This is a genomic window from Streptomyces griseoviridis (assembly GCF_005222485.1).
Taxonomy (GTDB): domain Bacteria; phylum Actinomycetota; class Actinomycetes; order Streptomycetales; family Streptomycetaceae; genus Streptomyces; species Streptomyces hintoniae.
This window is the reverse complement of record NZ_CP029078.1, coordinates 758,478-772,529: the sequence shown is the minus strand read 5'-3', so window position 1 is coordinate 772,529 and position 14,052 is coordinate 758,478. Positions and strand designations below refer to the sequence as shown.

Below are 14,052 nucleotides of genomic sequence, written 5' to 3'. Positions count from 1 at the left end.
ATGGCTCGACGCCGGCGTATCAGGCACGTCACGCTCGTCTCCCTGCTGCTTCTGCTGCTGACCGTCGCCATCGCGCCCACGCCCAGTTCGGCCGCCGGGAGCGACTGGTGGGAGCCGGTCGCCAGGGCCGAGGCCGATGTGCGGACCGGCGTCACCGGTGAACCCTTCACCGGGACCGACGCGCGGGGCGAGGTGCGCGGGTTCGTCGACGCGCACAACCACCTCTTCTCCAACGAGGCCTTCGGCGGGCGGCTGATCTGCGGCAAGGTGTTCTCCGCCGCCGGGGTCGCCGACGCGCTCGCCGACTGTCCCGAGCACTATCCGGACGGCTCGCTCGCCCTCTTCGACTACATCACCCACGGCGGCGACGGCAAGCACGACCCGACCGGCTGGCCGACCTTCAAGGACTGGCCCGCCTACGACTCCATGACCCACCAGGCCAACTACTACGCCTGGGTGGAGCGGGCCTGGCGCGGCGGGCAGCGGGTGCTCGTCAACGACCTCGTCACCAACGGCATGATCTGCTCGGTCTATCCGTTCAAGGTCCGCAGCTGTGACGAGATGACGTCCATCCGGCTCCAGGCCCGGCTGACCTACGACCTCCAGGCGTTCATCGACACCCAGTACGGCGGTCCGGGCAAGGGCTGGTTCCGGATCGTCACCGACAGCGCGCAGGCCCGACAGGTCGTCGAACAGGGCAAGTTGGCCGTCGTCCTCGGCGTCGAGACCTCCGAGCCGTTCGGCTGCAAGCAGATCCTCGACATCGCGCAGTGCGGCAAGGCCGACATCGACAAGGGCCTCGACGAGCTGTACGCGCTCGGCGTGCGCAGCATGTTCCTGTGCCACAAGTTCGACAACGCGCTCTGCGGCGTCCGCTTCGACGAGGGCGGCCTCGGCACCGCCATCAACGTCGGGCAGTTCCTGTCCACGGGCACCTTCTGGCAGACCGAGACGTGCAAGGGCCCGCAGGCCGACAACCCGATCGGCACCGCGGCCTCCGCGGCGGAGGGCGACCTGCCGGCCGGCGTGCGCGTCCCCGCCTACGACAGCGGCGCGCGGTGCAATGTGCGCGGGCTGACCGACCTCGGCGAGTACGCCGTACGCGGCATGATGCAGCGCAAGATGATGCTGGAGGTCGACCACATGAGCGTGAAGGCGACCGGCCAGGCGCTCGACATCTTCGAGGCCGCGTCCTATCCCGGCGTGCTCTCCTCGCACAGCTGGATGGACCTGAACTGGACCGAACGGGTCTACTCCCTGGGCGGGTTCGTCGCCCAGTACATGCACGGCTCCGAGGCGTTCACCGCCGAGGCCGCCCGCACGCGGGCGCTGCGCACCGCGTACGGCGTCGGATACGGCTTCGGCACCGACTTCAACGGCATCGGCGACCACCCCGCCCCGCGCGGCGCCGACGCCGCCGACCGGGTCGTCTACCCGTTCCGGAGCGCCGACGGCGGCTCGGTCGTCGACCGGCAGACCTCCGGGCAGCGCACCTTCGACCTCAACACCGACGGCGCCGCCCACGTCGGCATGATCCCGGACTGGATCGAGGACATCCGGCGGGTCGGCGGCCAGGGCGTGGTGGACGACCTCTTCCGGGGCGCGGAGTCCTACCTCGGCACCTGGGGATCGACCGAGGGCCATCGGGCGGCGGTCGATCTCGCCAAGGGGGCCGCGGCGACGGCCAGTTCGACGGAGTCCAACCCCTTCACCAGCTACCGGGCGGGGCGCGCGGTGGACGGCGACCGGGCCACCCGCTGGGCCAGCGACTGGAGCGACGACCAGTGGTGGCAGGTCGACCTCGGCTCCACCCACCGCGTCGCACGGGTCACCCTCGACTGGGAGCGCGCCTACGGCAGGAGCTACCGCGTCGAACTCTCCACCGACGGCGTGAACTGGTCGACCGCCTGGTCCACCACCACCGGTGACGGCGGCCTCGACACCGCCCGCTTCACCGGCACACCGGCCCGCTACCTCCGCGTCCACGGCCTCCAACGCGGCACCGCCTGGGGCTACTCGCTCAACGAGGTCACGGTGCACAGCTCCTGACCCGGCCGCCCCACCGCGCACCGGTCACGCCCGATCGGCGCGCGGTCCTTCCTGGCGGAGCCAGTCCGTCAGCGCCCACCACCAGTGCAGGGTGGACAGCAGCCGTGAACGGCCGTCCGAGGGAAGGTCGGTGAGGGAGCCGCCGGTGATGTCCTGGAGCCTGCCGAGCCGGTAGCGGACCGTGTTGGGATGGGTGAAGAGGGCGGACGCGGTCTGGTCGAGACGGCGGCCGTTGTCGAGGAACGCCACTGCGGTCAGCGCGAGTTGGCGGTGGAAGCCGTCCGCCGGATCGAGCGGGCCGAGCAGTCTGCGGCTCAGGTGCGCGCCCAGCAACGGCTGCCGGTCCAGAGCCAACTCGGCCGCGAAGTCGGTGAGTTCGTACCGGCCGCGCAGCCCCCGACCGTGCCCCAGGTCCACCGCGTGGGCGCACAGCCGGTACAGCGACCGCAGTTCGGCCGGCCCCGCCGCGGGCGCGACGACGACCAGCGTCCGGGCGTCGAGGTCGGCGGGCTCAGGCAAGCGGGCGCAGAGGCCGGCCAGACGCCCGTCGAGGACCGTCGAGACCGCCCGCGCGGTGAACACGGCGCCGGGCAGCGCGGGGGCCGCCGCGAAGCAGTGGTGGAGCCCTTCGGCGTTCGGGCGGATGCCCGCCCCGGCCAGCTCGCGGGCCGACGGCACCTCCCCGTCGAGGAGCAGACGGCGCAGCAACTCGGCCCGTATCCGGGCCGGTCGGCGCGGTGACCGCTGCTCGGCCGCCCGGTAGCCGTGCACCACGTGCCGTTCCACGGCGTCGCCGTACTCCTTGAGCCGCAGCACCACCGAGAGCAGCAGGCTGTCGGGGACGCCCGCCGAACGGCAGCGGTCCACGACGAGTTCGACCACCCGGGTGGTCGCCGCCTGCACGCCCCGCAGCACGGCGGTCATCGGGACGCCCTGCGCGGCCCGGTCGGCGCCCAGCAGCAGCGCGGCCCCGAAGTCCTGTTCGTCGACGGCCTCGGCCCGGTTGAGCGCCGCGAACCAGGGGGCGGCCCCGGTGATCACGGCCAGCACGTGCGAGCGGGTCTGCGCCTCGGTGAGCCGGGACAGTTCGGGGGAGCGGCTGCGGGCCGCGCGGACCAGCTCGCCGCACACGTCCGTGTCGACGGCCATGCTCCGCAGGATCTCGGTGACCGGCTCGGGCCCCTGCAGGACGGTCATGGTCCCTCTTCCGCCCGACCGCTGTGGCCGGGACACAACGAAGCGGTGGCCGCGTTGACGATCGCCCACTATCGCGCCGACGTTGCGACCTGGTTTCCTGTGGGCTACCGACGGTAACAGCGCGTTTCCCGTGGGAACACCCTTCGCACCTTCTCGACGTGCCGGTGTCTCCCGCCCCTCCCGTCCCGCACCGGAAGGCACGCATGGCACCCATGGCAGACACCGCGCACCCGCCCCTCGACACCGCGCCCACGGCCCGCGCGACGGGCCCGGCGGACGGGACCGGCGGCGCGCTCCCCGGCCCCGCCACCGGGGTCACCCGCAGGCACGCCCTCACCGTGGCCGGCGGTGTGCTGGCCGGCGCGGCGCTCGCGGCCCAGGCGTCCCCCGCGTTCGGCGCCGAGTCCCAGGACGCGGACGCCATCGTCGTCGGACACGGCCTCGCCGGGCTGGTCGCGACCGCCGAACTCGCCGCCGCGGGGCGCAAGGTGCTCCTCCTCGACCAGGAGCCGGAGGCCAGTCTCGGCGGGCAGGCGTTCTGGTCCTTCGGCGGGCTGTTCCTCGTCGACTCCGACGAGCAGCGGCTCATGGGCGTCAAGGACTCGCGCGACCTCGCCTGGCAGGACTGGCTCGGCACGGCGGGCTTCGACCGGGGCGTCGACGACCCGAAGGGCCAGGACCACTGGGCCTACAAGTGGGCCGAGTCCTATGTGGACTTCGCGTCAGGGGAGAAGCGCTCCTGGCTCGCGGGGCTCGGCGTGCAGTGGTTCCCGATCGTCGGCTGGGCCGAGCGCGGCGGCGGACTCGCGCACGGGCACGGCAACTCGGTGCCCCGCTTCCACGTCACCTGGGGCACCGGTCCCGCCGTCGTCGAACCCTTCGAGAAGAAGGTGCGGGCGGCCGTCGCGGCCGGGAAGGTCGGCTTCCGGTTCCGGCACCGGGTCGACGGCCTGGTGACCACCGGGGGAGTGGTGACCGGTGTGCGCGGCGCGATCCTCGAACCGAGCGGCGCGGCACGCGGCACCCCCAGCTCCCGCACGGTCGTCGGGGACTTCGAGCTGCGCGCCCCCGTCGTGGTCGTCACCTCCGGCGGCATCGGCGCCAACCAGGACCTGATCCGGCAGAACTGGCCGGCCCGGCTCGGCACACCGCCGAAGTTCATGGTCACCGGGGTGCCCGCGCACGTCGACGGCCGGATGCTCGGCATCACCGAGCAGGCGGGCGCCCGGATCGTCAACCCCGACCGGATGTGGCACTACACGGAGGGCCTGCGCAACTACGCCCCGATCTGGCCCAACCACGGCATCCGGATCCTGCCGGGACCGTCCTCGATGTGGTTCGACGCCACCGGCAGACGCTTCGGCACCCCCGACATCCCGGGCTACGACACCCTGCACACGCTGGGCTCGATCACCGCGTCCGGCTACGACTACTCCTGGTTCGTCACCACCCAGAAGATCCTCGCCAAGGAGTTCGCGCTCTCCGGCTCCGAACAGAACCCGGACCTCACCGACAAGAACGTCTGGCAACTGCTCTCCCGGATCTGGCAGACCCCCGAGCCCATCGAGAGGTTCAAGAACAAGGGGGCGGACTTCGTCGTCGCCACCTCGCTGGCCGACCTGGTCACCGGGATGAACAAGCTGACCGGGAACGACCTGGTGCGGCTCGCCGACCTGAAGCGGCAGATCGAGGCCCGCGACCGCGAGATCGACAACCCGTACACCAAGGACGTCCAGGTCATGGGCATCCGCAACGCCCTCGCGTACATCGGCGACTCCCTCAGCCGCACCGCGTCCGCGCACAAGATCCTGGACCCCTCCGCCGGTCCGCTGATCGCCGTGCGGCTGAACGTCCTGACCCGCAAGACCCTCGGCGGCCTCCAGACCGACCTCTCCGGCCGGGTCCTGGGCCCGACCGGCTCACCCATAGCCGGTCTGTACGCGGCCGGGGAGGTCGCCGGCTTCGGCGGCGGCGGAGTGCACGGCTACCGCTCTCTCGAAGGCACCTTCCTGGGCGGCTGCCTCTTCTCCGGCCGCCAGGCGGGACGGGCGGCGGCCGCGGCGACGGCCACCTGACGGGACGGCGTGCCGGAGAACCCCCGCTCCGGCACGCCCGACCACCCGGGGGCGCGGTCCGGGCCCCGGCTCAGACCGCCGGGGCCGGGAACGTCGGGTACTCGACGCCCGAGACATGCTGGACGACCCGGATGACCTGGCACGAGTAGCCGAACTCGTTGTCGTACCAGAGGTAGAGGATCGCGTTGTCGCCCTCGACCTTGGTGGCGCCCGCGTCGACGATCGACGCGTGGCGGGAGCCGATGAAGTCGCTGGAGACCGCGTCGGGCGCCGTCGTGAAGTCGATCTGGCGCTTGAGCGGCGAGGTCAGCGACACCTCCCGCAGATGGTCGAGGACCTCCTCCCGCGAGGTCTCGCGGGCCAGTTGCAGGTTGAGGATCGCGATCGACACGTCCGGCACGGGCACCCGGATCGAACTGCCGGTGATCCGCGCCTTGAGGTCGGGCAGCGCCTTGGTGACGGCGGAGGCGGCACCCGTCTCGGTGATCACCATGTTCAGCGGCGCGGACCGGCCCCGGCGCTCGGAGTTGTGGTAATTGTCCAGCAGGTTCTGGTCGTTGGTGAACGAGTGGACCGTCTCCACATGGCCGCGCAGCACGCCGTACTCGTCGTCCATCGCCTTCAGCGGCGGCACGATCGCGTTGGTGGTGCAGGAGGCGCAGGACAGGATCCGCTCATCGGGCTTGACGGTGTCGTGGTTGACGCCGTGCACGATGTTCGGGACGTCACCCTTGCCGGGCGCGGTCAGCACCACCTTGTCGATCCCGGGGCGCAGATGCTGCGAGAGGCCCGCGCGGTCACGCCACTTGCCGGTGTTGTCGATGAGGATGGCGTCCCGCACGCCGTACGCGGTGTAGTCGATCTCCGACGGGTCGTCGGCGTAGATCACCTTGATCGCGTTGCCGTTGGCGAGGATCGTGCCGCTCTCCTCGTCCACCGTGATGGTGCCCTGGAACTGGCCGTGGATGGAGTCCCGGCGCAGCAGCGACGCGCGCTTGACGATGTCCTGCTCGCCGCCGCCGCGCACCACGATCGCCCGCAGCCGCAGTCCGTTGCCCGAACCGGCCTTCTCGATCAGCAGCCGGGCCACCAGGCGGCCGATCCGCCCGAAGCCGTACAGGACGACGTCACGGCCGGCGCCGCGCTCGATCTTGTTGCCGCCGGTGGCGCCGGCGACGGCCTCGGCGGTGAACGCCTCCACCGATAGACCCCGCTCGTCCGCTCGGTAGGTCTCGGCGAGCATCGCCAGATCGATCTGGGAGGGGCCGAGGTCGAGCGTGGTGAGCGCCCGCAGGAACGGCAGGGTCTCCACGACCGACAGCTCCGCGCCGGCGATCTGCCGGGCGAAACGGTGGGTCTTGAGGATGCTGACCACCGACTTGTTCACCAGGGAGCGGCTGTGCAGCAGGACGGTGACGTCCCGCTCGCGGTGCAGCTTCCCGATGATCGGGATCATCGACTCCGCGATCTCCTCGCGGGTCTTCCAGTTGCTGAACGAGTCGTCGTTGACAGTCACAGTTCATCTTTCGAGCTAGGCGGCGCTCATATGATAAACACGCGCCGTGCGGGGCCGGATGCGGGGCCCCACCACCGGACACCGCCCGGCCGACAGGCGCGGAACGGGCCCCGCGTGGACCTCGGATGCGAGCGCCCCGCCGGCGACCGCCCGTCCCCCGCCGGCGCCCGTGCCCCGCGGACGTCAGGAGTCCAGGTCGTCGGCGAAGCACCGGAACCCCTCCCGTCCCCGGTGCAGCTCCCACAGCAGATCCGCCAGGACCGCCGGGTCCTTGCGGGGATGCCCGACGACGATCGCCCCGGGGATGATCAGCTGCGCCACGTGGATGCCGTCAGGGGCCAGCCGCTCGTGCAGCAGGTGCGCGTACGCGCCCTCGGCGGCGAACGCGATCGAGGTGCCCGCCCGCTCCGGCTCGGGGACGACGGCCGTCGCGCCGTTGACGAAGAGCAGGGTGCCCCGGCCGAGACCCCGCATCCCGGGCAGCACCTGCCGCACCGCGGCGACCGGACCGTACACGGAGAACTCGATCGGCCCGGTCAGGTCGTCCGGCCCGGTCTCCAGGACGGGCCGCATGAAGTCACGCCGGGGGACCGGGCTGTACTGGAGGACCTCGACGGGACCGAGCACCTCGGCCGCCTCGGCCAGCGCGGCCGTCAGCGACGCGGGCTCCCGCACGTCCGCCGGGAAGCTCCCGGCCGTGACGCCCGCCGCGCCCAGCTCCGCCGCGAACGTGTCCAGCCGCCGCCGGTCCCTGGCGACGAGCGCGACGGCGAACCCCTCGTGCCCGAACCGGCGCGCGACGGCCGCGCCAAGACCGGGACCGGCTCCGACGATGGCAATGGTGGTCATGGTGTCTCCGATCCGGTCGTGGACGGCCCCGCACAATGGGAACGGCCCGGCCGTCGCCGTTCGTGCCCGAAAAGCCCGGATTCCCTCCTGTGGGTGACCCCGAAAGGGCACCGGGCGGTGGACCGTGCGGGCCGCCCTCGACCTCGGACCGCCCGTGACCGCCGTCGCGCGGGCCACCTTCGCCCGCGCCGCGTCCTCGCAGGGCGAACGGCTGGCCGCCCGCGCCGGGTTGCCCGCGGGGTCACGCGCGCGCTCAGCCGCGGCCGAGGCCGCGGGGTTCGCCTCGCGGGTCGGGCACGCCCACTACGACACCCGGCGCGCGGGACGGCTGCCCGCCGCGCTTCTGCGGCGCCGGCGCGACCACTTCGGCGCCCACGGCTCCCCGCGCACCGACCGGCCGGGAGCGTTCCGCACTCACCGGGCGACCCCCGACCGTGTCGAGACGCCGATCTGACGCAGCGTCACGATGACTGTGGTGCAAGGCGATCGAGAGGAATGAACCGCCGGGTCCGGAACGGGGCGACCCGTCGCACACCCCTCGTGCGGGGTGTACGACGGGGAAGGCCCGTCGACGCCGGTCAGCTGACCTTGACGGTGGTGGTCGCCGAGTGCGTGCCGCCGTGCACCACCCGCAGCTTCCAGGTGCCCTTCTCGTTGAGCTTCACGTCGGTGCTGTACAGGTGCTTCCTGACGGTGGTCGACGAGTGGAGCGTCGTCCACTTGCCGTTCTTGTAGTGCTGCACCGTGAGCTTCTCGCCGTCCTTGAGGCCGGTGGCCGAGCCGGTGAGCCGGACGGTCTCCTTGGCCTTGACGGAGTGTTTGTTCGACGTGACCGTGATCCTGGCCTTGTGCGGCGGCGTGGCCGTGTGACTCGCCGGGGCCGCGGGCTGGTCGGCGGCGGCGACGGTGGCGCCCGCTCCACCGGCGAGCAGGGCCGCCGCGCAGGCGGTGCCTATCGCGGCCATCCGGAACCGGCGGGTCTTCGCTACTGCTGTCATGGGACATGCCTCTCGAACTGGAGGACGAAATCCTTGCCGCTCCTGAAGGTAGCCCGGCTCGACCCAGCCTGCCTGTCAGAGGTCATCGTCCCAGCTCAGGGCCGCAATGGCCACGGGAACGAGGGGGTGCGACGACCGGCTCGCCTGCGTTCGAACACCACCTCGGACGGAGGGCTCCGCGACGGCGCCTCCGGCACCGGACGCGCCCGGTCGCGGCTGTCCGGGGTCCCCCCTCCGGACGACCGTGGACCCCCACTCCGGTGGTTCGACGGCGTCGTGCCGAACTTCCCTGCGGCGTAAGGGTGTCCGGCGGCGGTCGTCGCGACCGGCGGGGAGGGTGACCCCGGATGGCCGCCCCGTGAAGCGCAGTTGTGGGGGTGGTGGATTCAACCCTCCTTATGCGCGAGTGAGTTGACTTCGCGTCGGCGGGGGCGCCCTCACCCCCGACCGCGTCGTCACGTCCCGGTCGGTGGCGCGCTCATCGCCGCCGTCAGGAACGTGATCGCCCAGCGCTTGGCCGTCTCGCCCGCCGCCGGGGTCGGGCAGCCGGGGGAGGGCCGGTTGTGGACCTCGGCGCGGTCCACGGCCGTCACGGCGAGGATGCCCCGCATCCGGAACAGCAGCTCCTCCGGGGGAAGTCCGGGCAGTGCGCGCCCGAAGGCCGCGAGATAGCGCTCGCTGACCGCGGCCTCGTCCGGGCCGGTCCAACTGCGCGCCTCCTCGGCCGGGTCGCTGAGGATCGTCATGATCAGCCGGGATCTCCTGGCGCCGCTCTCGTCGCCGGCCGGCATCTCGTCGAACAGCGGCCCCGCGAACGCCTCCACCAGGTCCGCGACCGGCGGGTCCGGGGTGCGGGCGAGCAGTTCGTCGAGCCCCGCGCGCTGGGCGGCGGTGAGGGGATCGACCACGCGGCGGACGACCTCGGCGAGGAGCCGTGCCTTCGAGCCGAAGTGGTAGCCGACGGCGGCCAGGTTCGCTCCGGCGAGGTCGGTGATCGCGCGGACCGAGGTGCCTCGGTATCCGTTCTCGGCGAAGAGGCGTTCGGCCGCGTCGAGGAGCTGGGTGCGGGTATCGGGTGGCGCCATGTGCCGTACTCTACAGACGTTCGTTTTAAACGAACGTTTGAATTCCCGTGAGAGAAGGCGGTCGGTGGTCATGAAACTGCTCGTGTACGGCGCTGGGGTCCTCGGCAGCCTCTTCGCCGCCCGTCTGCACGAGGCCGGGCACGACGTCTCGCTCCTCGCCCGGGGCGAGCGGCTGGCCGCCCTGCGGCGAAGCGGGGTGCTGCTCGCCGAGGAGGGCCGTCCCGGGGTCAGGCGGATACCCGTGCCGGTGGTCGAGGACCCGGCCGGCGGGTACGACCTGGTCGCCGTCTTCGTCAGGACCCACCAGGTGGACACGGTCCTGGAATCGCTCGCCGGTCTCGGAGGGGACGTGCTCTTCCTGCTGGCCTGGGCGGGCGGCGCGGAGCCGCTGGGCGCGGGGATCGGCGCCGGGCGGGTGCTGCTCGGCTTCCCCGCGGACGGCGGCACGAGGGACGGCGACGTGGTCCGCCGGCGCGCGCCCAGCCTGCTGACCCGCCGGGTCGCGATACCGGTCGGCGAACCCGACGGCCGCGTCACCCCGCGACTGGAACGCGTCGTCGGGGCGTTCCGCGCCGCCGGGATCAACGCCAGGCCGGAGTCGCGGATGGACGCCTGGCTCACGACGCACGCCGCGTTCACGGTGCCGCTCGGGCAGGCGGCGTACGCGGCGGGCGGGCCGGCGGCGCTGGCCGACGACCCGGACGCGGTCCGCGCGATGCTCCACCTCATGCGGCGGAACCTGGCCGCCCTGCCGACGGCACCGGTCCCTCGCGGGTTCGCCGCGCTGCGGACACTGCCGGAAGGACTGCTCGTGCCCTCGCTGCGGCGCTTTCTGCGGAGCCCGACGGCCGTGCACAGCGGCCTCAGCGACACCTCACCGGCGACGGCGGCCGAACTGGAGCGGCTGACGGAACAGCTGCACGCCCGCGCGGGGGCCCGCTAGGGGCGGGGAGCAGCGGTGTCCCCTGGGCCGTACGGAGGCGGGGTTCGGCGGTGTCCGGCGGGCCGTCCCGGCGTGAGGGGGCGGCGCCTCCCGGTTTCTCCGGGTGGGTGTCGGGAGAGGTAGGGGTCGGTGGCCGTCCCGGTGTGAGGGGGCGGCGCCTCGGTCCTCCGGGTGGGGGTCGGTGGCCGTCCCGGTGTGGGGCGGCGGCGCCTTCCGGCTCATCCGGCGGGTGTCGGGAGGCGCGGGTCGGTGGTGTCCCGCAGGCCGTTCTGCCGTGAGGGCGGCGCATCCCCCCGGGTCGGCACTGTCCCGTAGGTCCTCCCGGCGTGAGGGGGCGGCGCCTCCCGGTTTCTCCGGGCGGGTGTCGGGAGGGGTGGGGGCGGTGGCCGTCCCGGTGTGGGGCGGCAGCGCCTCCCGGCTCTCCCGGCGGGTGTCGGGAGGCGCGGGTCGGTGGTGTCCCGCAGGCCGTCCTGCCGTGAGGGCGGCGCATCCCGGCCCCCCCCGGGCCGACACTGTCCCGTAGGTCCTCCCGGCGTGAGGCCGTCGCGCCTCCCGACCCTCCGGGCGGACGTCGGTACCGCTCCCGGCAGGGAGGAATGCCCGCGTCCGGATCGGGTACGCGTCGCTGAACCGTGCCTTGGGCCAGGAGGGCTCCAGGGCGTCCCGACCGCCGGACCCGCCGGTCCGGCAAGGAGACACCCATGAACGAGAACACCGACACGCCGGCCCGGCAGGCACTGGACGCGCTGGCCGTCGACACCGAGAACACCGCGGCCCTCGACACCCTCGCGCAGAGCGACGTCCTCGTGCCGGTTCCCGAGGACGCCAACCCGGAGGCCACCGCCGACCCGGCCGTCGTGGCGCTGCCCATCCTGGAGCAGCCGGGCGGCGACCCGATCGTGCCCGTCTTCACCTCGGAGGGCGAACTGGCCGGCGTCCTCCCCTCCGTCTCCCGCTACCGCCTGGTCCCGCTGGGCGCGCTCGCCTCGCAGTGGCCGACCGAGGAACTCTCCCTCAGCATCGACCCGGGCTCCGCCCACCCGCTGACCCTCACCTCGGAGGGCGTGCGCACCCTGCTGGCCCGCACCTAGGGCCCGTTCTTCGACGAGGGCCCGGCCGCCCGCCGCGCGCAGCGGGAGCAGCCGGGCCCTCTCCATGTCCGCCGCGACGAGCGCGAGGTCGGCCGCCGTCGGCGTTCGTCGTGGGCCCGACCGGGTCACAATGAGGCATGGGATGGATCTCCGGCGTGGCCGGCGGCCTGCTGCTCGCGGTACTCGGGGTCAGCGTCCTGCGCACCCTGGTGGTGCCGCGCGGCCTCTACTCCGCGCTGGTGTTCCGGCTGTGGTGGGTGCTGCGACGACTGCTGCGGCTGGGCGCGCCGCGCGGCGGATACCGCGCCATCGACCGCGCGCAGGCCTGGCTCGCCCCACTGATCCTGATCGGCATGCTCGCCACCTGGCTCGGCGGCGCGTTCGCCGGATACGGGCTGCTGCTGCACGCCCGGTCGGGGCTGCCCTGGGACACGTCGTTCCAGGAGGCGGGCTCCAGCCTCTTCACGCTGGGCTTCGCCAGTGACGTCCGGCAGCGGCTGTCCGCCCTCGACTTCCTCGCCGCGGCCACGGGGCCCGTGCTCATCGCCCTGCAGATCGCCTACCTGCCGACCCTCTACGCGGCCTACAACCGGCGGGAGCTCGAGGTGACGCTGCTGGAGTCGCGCGCGGGTGAACCCGCCTGGGGGCCGGAGATCCTGGCCCGTCAGTGGCTGGTGGAGACCGAGACCGCGCTGCCGCAGCTGTACCGGTCCTGGGAGCTGCTCGCCTCGGACGTCGGCGAGAGCCACTCCAGCTACCCGGTCCTGGTGGCCTTCCGCTCGCCCCGCCCCTACCGGCACTGGCTGGTCGGGCTGGTCGCCGTCATGGACGCGGCGGCCCTGCACCTCGCGCTCTCCCCGCGCACCGCGCCACCGCAGGCGCGCCTGACCCTGCGGGCCGGTTTCACCGCCCTGCGGGACATCGCCCGCGCCCTACGGGTCCCCTTCGACGCCGATCCGGACCCGGCGGGGCCGATCCTGCTCTCCTACCCGGAGTTCGAGGAGGCGGTCGTCATGCTCGACCGGGCCGGCTTCCGCGCGGAGCGCGCCCCGGCCGACGCCTGGCCCGACTTCACCGGCTGGCGCGTCAACTACGAGGCCGTCGCCTACGAGTTGTGCCGCCGCTGCGACGCGGTGCCCGCCCTCTGGACCGGCCCGCGTGACTTCCCGACGGTGCCGATCCCGCCCCTGCGGCCCGTCGACCGCCGTCCCGGCCAGGAGCCGCCCGACTCCTCCGTCACACGGCCGCAGGCACCGGGAACGTGACGCCGGTCAGCTCCTCGGAGACCGTCCACAGGTGCCGTGCCGCCACCGGGTCGCTCGCCGCCGCGGACCGGCCGACCAGCGCGGGACCCCCGCGCATCTCGCCCAAGCCGTCGGGTCCGACGTAGCTCGCGCCGGGCAGGTCCGCGACGGCCGCGTACAGCGTCGGCAGCGCGCCCGCGCGGTTGTCCTGGGCCACCAGCCGGTTGCCCACCCGCATGAACGCGCGGCGCACGGCGCTTCCGTCGTGGCTCTGGAGGTTGGTCGCCGCCCAGCCGGGGTGCGCGGCCGTCGCCCGCACGGGGGAGCCCGCCGCGGTGAGCCTGCGCTGGAGTTCGAGCGTGAAGAGGAGGTTGGCGAGCTTGGACTGGCTGTACGCCTTCATGGGCGCGTACTCGCCGGTCAGGTCGAGGTTGTCGAAGTGGATTCGGGGTGTGCCCGGCATCCGGTGGGCGCCCGACGACACCGTCACCACGCGCTCGGTGAGATGCGGCAGCAGCAGGTTCGTCAGGGCGAAGTGGCCCAGGTGATTGGTGCCGAACTGGGTCTCGAAGCCGTCCTTGGTGGCCGACTCGGGGATGTTCATGACACCGGCGTTGTTGATGAGCAGGTCGAGATCGCCCCGCCAGCCGGCCGCGAACTCCCGCACCGAGGCGAGGTCGGCCAGATCCAGGCGGCGCACCTCGACGCTGCCGGGGATGCGGGCGGCGGCCGCCTCGCCGCGCCTGGGGTCGCGGACGGCGAGCACCACATGGGCGCCCGCGCCCGCCAGCGCCTCCACCGTGGCGATACCGAGGCCGCTGTTGGCGCCGGTGACCACGGCCGTGCGGCCGCTCTGGTCGGGGATGTCGGTCACGTTCCACTTGGAGGGTGCGGTAGAAGTCATGCCTCCAAATGTAGGCGTCGCCAACAATGCTGTCAATGACAACAATGATTGCACCGTCAACAATGATGGCGATGACAACAAGCTGTCGTCCGAGGCGGCAG

At 72.9% G+C, this 14,052-nt stretch carries 11 protein-coding genes and 1 pseudogene; 6 read left to right on the top strand and 6 right to left on the bottom strand.

Annotated elements, in window-relative coordinates; translation table 11 throughout:
* A complete protein-coding gene (locus DDJ31_RS03280) occupies nt 1-2,049 on the top strand; it encodes a galactose-binding domain-containing protein (protein ID WP_127181804.1) in 2,049 nt (682 codons plus the stop codon).
* Nucleotides 2,050-2,073: 24 nt separating this feature from the next.
* Here DDJ31_RS03280 and DDJ31_RS03275 read toward each other — a convergent pair whose 3' ends face one another.
* On the bottom strand, nt 2,074-3,246 hold the full coding sequence (locus tag DDJ31_RS03275) for a PucR family transcriptional regulator (RefSeq protein WP_127181805.1): 1,173 nt from the start codon (nt 3,244-3,246) through the stop codon (nt 2,074-2,076).
* A gap of 203 nt (nt 3,247-3,449) precedes the next feature.
* On the opposite strand from DDJ31_RS03275, the gene DDJ31_RS03270 reads away from it, so the two are divergent.
* Nucleotides 3,450-5,321, top strand: coding sequence for an FAD-binding dehydrogenase (locus DDJ31_RS03270; RefSeq protein WP_240678300.1), 1,872 nt, complete (start codon nt 3,450-3,452; stop codon nt 5,319-5,321).
* A gap of 70 nt (nt 5,322-5,391) precedes the next feature.
* Here the strand turns inward: DDJ31_RS03270 and DDJ31_RS03265 are convergent, their stop codons facing one another.
* Both DDJ31_RS03265 and DDJ31_RS03260 read right to left on the bottom strand, forming a co-directional pair.
* The gene (locus DDJ31_RS03265; protein ID WP_127181806.1) at nt 5,392-6,837 is read right to left on the bottom strand and encodes a glyceraldehyde-3-phosphate dehydrogenase; all 1,446 of its coding nucleotides are present in this window, start codon (nt 6,835-6,837) and stop codon (nt 5,392-5,394) included.
* A 183-nt stretch (nt 6,838-7,020) separates the two neighbouring features.
* Nucleotides 7,021-7,686, bottom strand: coding sequence for an SDR family NAD(P)-dependent oxidoreductase (locus DDJ31_RS03260; RefSeq protein WP_127181807.1), 666 nt, complete (start codon nt 7,684-7,686; stop codon nt 7,021-7,023).
* Nucleotides 7,687-7,798: 112 nt separating this feature from the next.
* Between DDJ31_RS03260 and DDJ31_RS03255 the strand changes: the two are divergent.
* Nucleotides 7,799-8,140, top strand: a pseudogene (locus DDJ31_RS03255) (hypothetical protein); the annotation flags it as partial.
* 124 nt (nt 8,141-8,264) lie between these two features.
* Here DDJ31_RS03255 and DDJ31_RS03250 read toward each other — a convergent pair.
* Nucleotides 8,265-8,684, bottom strand: a complete 420-nt coding sequence (locus DDJ31_RS03250; RefSeq protein WP_127181809.1) for a hypothetical protein — start codon at nt 8,682-8,684, stop codon at nt 8,265-8,267.
* A 455-nt stretch (nt 8,685-9,139) separates the two neighbouring features.
* On the bottom strand, nt 9,140-9,769 hold the full coding sequence (locus tag DDJ31_RS03245) for a TetR/AcrR family transcriptional regulator (protein WP_127181810.1): 630 nt from the start codon (nt 9,767-9,769) through the stop codon (nt 9,140-9,142).
* A gap of 70 nt (nt 9,770-9,839) precedes the next feature.
* Between DDJ31_RS03245 and DDJ31_RS03240 the strand changes: the two genes are divergently transcribed.
* The 3 genes from DDJ31_RS03240 (at nt 9,840) to DDJ31_RS03230 (ending at nt 13,068) form a co-directional block, all read left to right on the top strand.
* Nucleotides 9,840-10,712 carry a ketopantoate reductase family protein gene (locus DDJ31_RS03240; RefSeq protein ID WP_127181811.1) on the top strand — a complete coding sequence of 291 codons (873 nt, stop codon included), beginning with the start codon at nt 9,840-9,842 and terminating at the stop codon, nt 10,710-10,712.
* A gap of 701 nt (nt 10,713-11,413) precedes the next feature.
* Nucleotides 11,414-11,803 carry an SseB family protein gene (locus DDJ31_RS03235; protein ID WP_127181812.1) on the top strand — a complete coding sequence of 130 codons (390 nt, stop codon included), beginning with the start codon at nt 11,414-11,416 and terminating at the stop codon, nt 11,801-11,803.
* A 137-nt stretch (nt 11,804-11,940) separates the two neighbouring features.
* On the top strand, nt 11,941-13,068 hold the full coding sequence (locus tag DDJ31_RS03230) for a hypothetical protein (RefSeq protein ID WP_206280742.1): 1,128 nt from the start codon (nt 11,941-11,943) through the stop codon (nt 13,066-13,068).
* Here DDJ31_RS03230 and DDJ31_RS03225 read toward each other — a convergent pair.
* Entirely contained in the window at nt 13,040-13,951 is a 912-nt protein-coding gene (locus tag DDJ31_RS03225) for an oxidoreductase (RefSeq protein WP_127181813.1), read from the bottom strand. The two genes, DDJ31_RS03230 and DDJ31_RS03225, sit on opposite strands and share 29 nt — an antisense overlap.
* Between the last annotated feature and the right edge of the window lie 101 nt (nt 13,952-14,052).

Excerpts from the sequence above, each read along its gene's own strand:
- DDJ31_RS03280 (WP_127181804.1), top strand. The coding sequence starts at position 1 with ATGGCTCGACGCCGGCGTATCAGGCACGTCACGCTCGTCTCCCTGCTG.
- DDJ31_RS03240 (WP_127181811.1), top strand. The coding sequence starts at position 9,840 with ATGAAACTGCTCGTGTACGGCGCTGGGGTCCTCGGCAGCCTCTTCGCC.
- DDJ31_RS03275 (WP_127181805.1), bottom strand. The coding sequence starts at position 3,246 with ATGACCGTCCTGCAGGGGCCCGAGCCGGTCACCGAGATCCTGCGGAGC.
- DDJ31_RS03260 (WP_127181807.1), bottom strand. The coding sequence starts at position 7,686 with ATGACCACCATTGCCATCGTCGGAGCCGGTCCCGGTCTTGGCGCGGCC.
- DDJ31_RS03235 (WP_127181812.1), top strand. The coding sequence starts at position 11,414 with ATGAACGAGAACACCGACACGCCGGCCCGGCAGGCACTGGACGCGCTG.
- DDJ31_RS03250 (WP_127181809.1), bottom strand. The coding sequence starts at position 8,684 with ATGACAGCAGTAGCGAAGACCCGCCGGTTCCGGATGGCCGCGATAGGC.
- DDJ31_RS03270 (WP_240678300.1), top strand. The coding sequence starts at position 3,450 with ATGGCACCCATGGCAGACACCGCGCACCCGCCCCTCGACACCGCGCCC.
- DDJ31_RS03245 (WP_127181810.1), bottom strand. The coding sequence starts at position 9,769 with ATGGCGCCACCCGATACCCGCACCCAGCTCCTCGACGCGGCCGAACGC.
- DDJ31_RS03225 (WP_127181813.1), bottom strand. The coding sequence starts at position 13,951 with ATGACTTCTACCGCACCCTCCAAGTGGAACGTGACCGACATCCCCGAC.
- DDJ31_RS03230 (WP_206280742.1), top strand. The coding sequence starts at position 11,941 with ATGGGATGGATCTCCGGCGTGGCCGGCGGCCTGCTGCTCGCGGTACTC.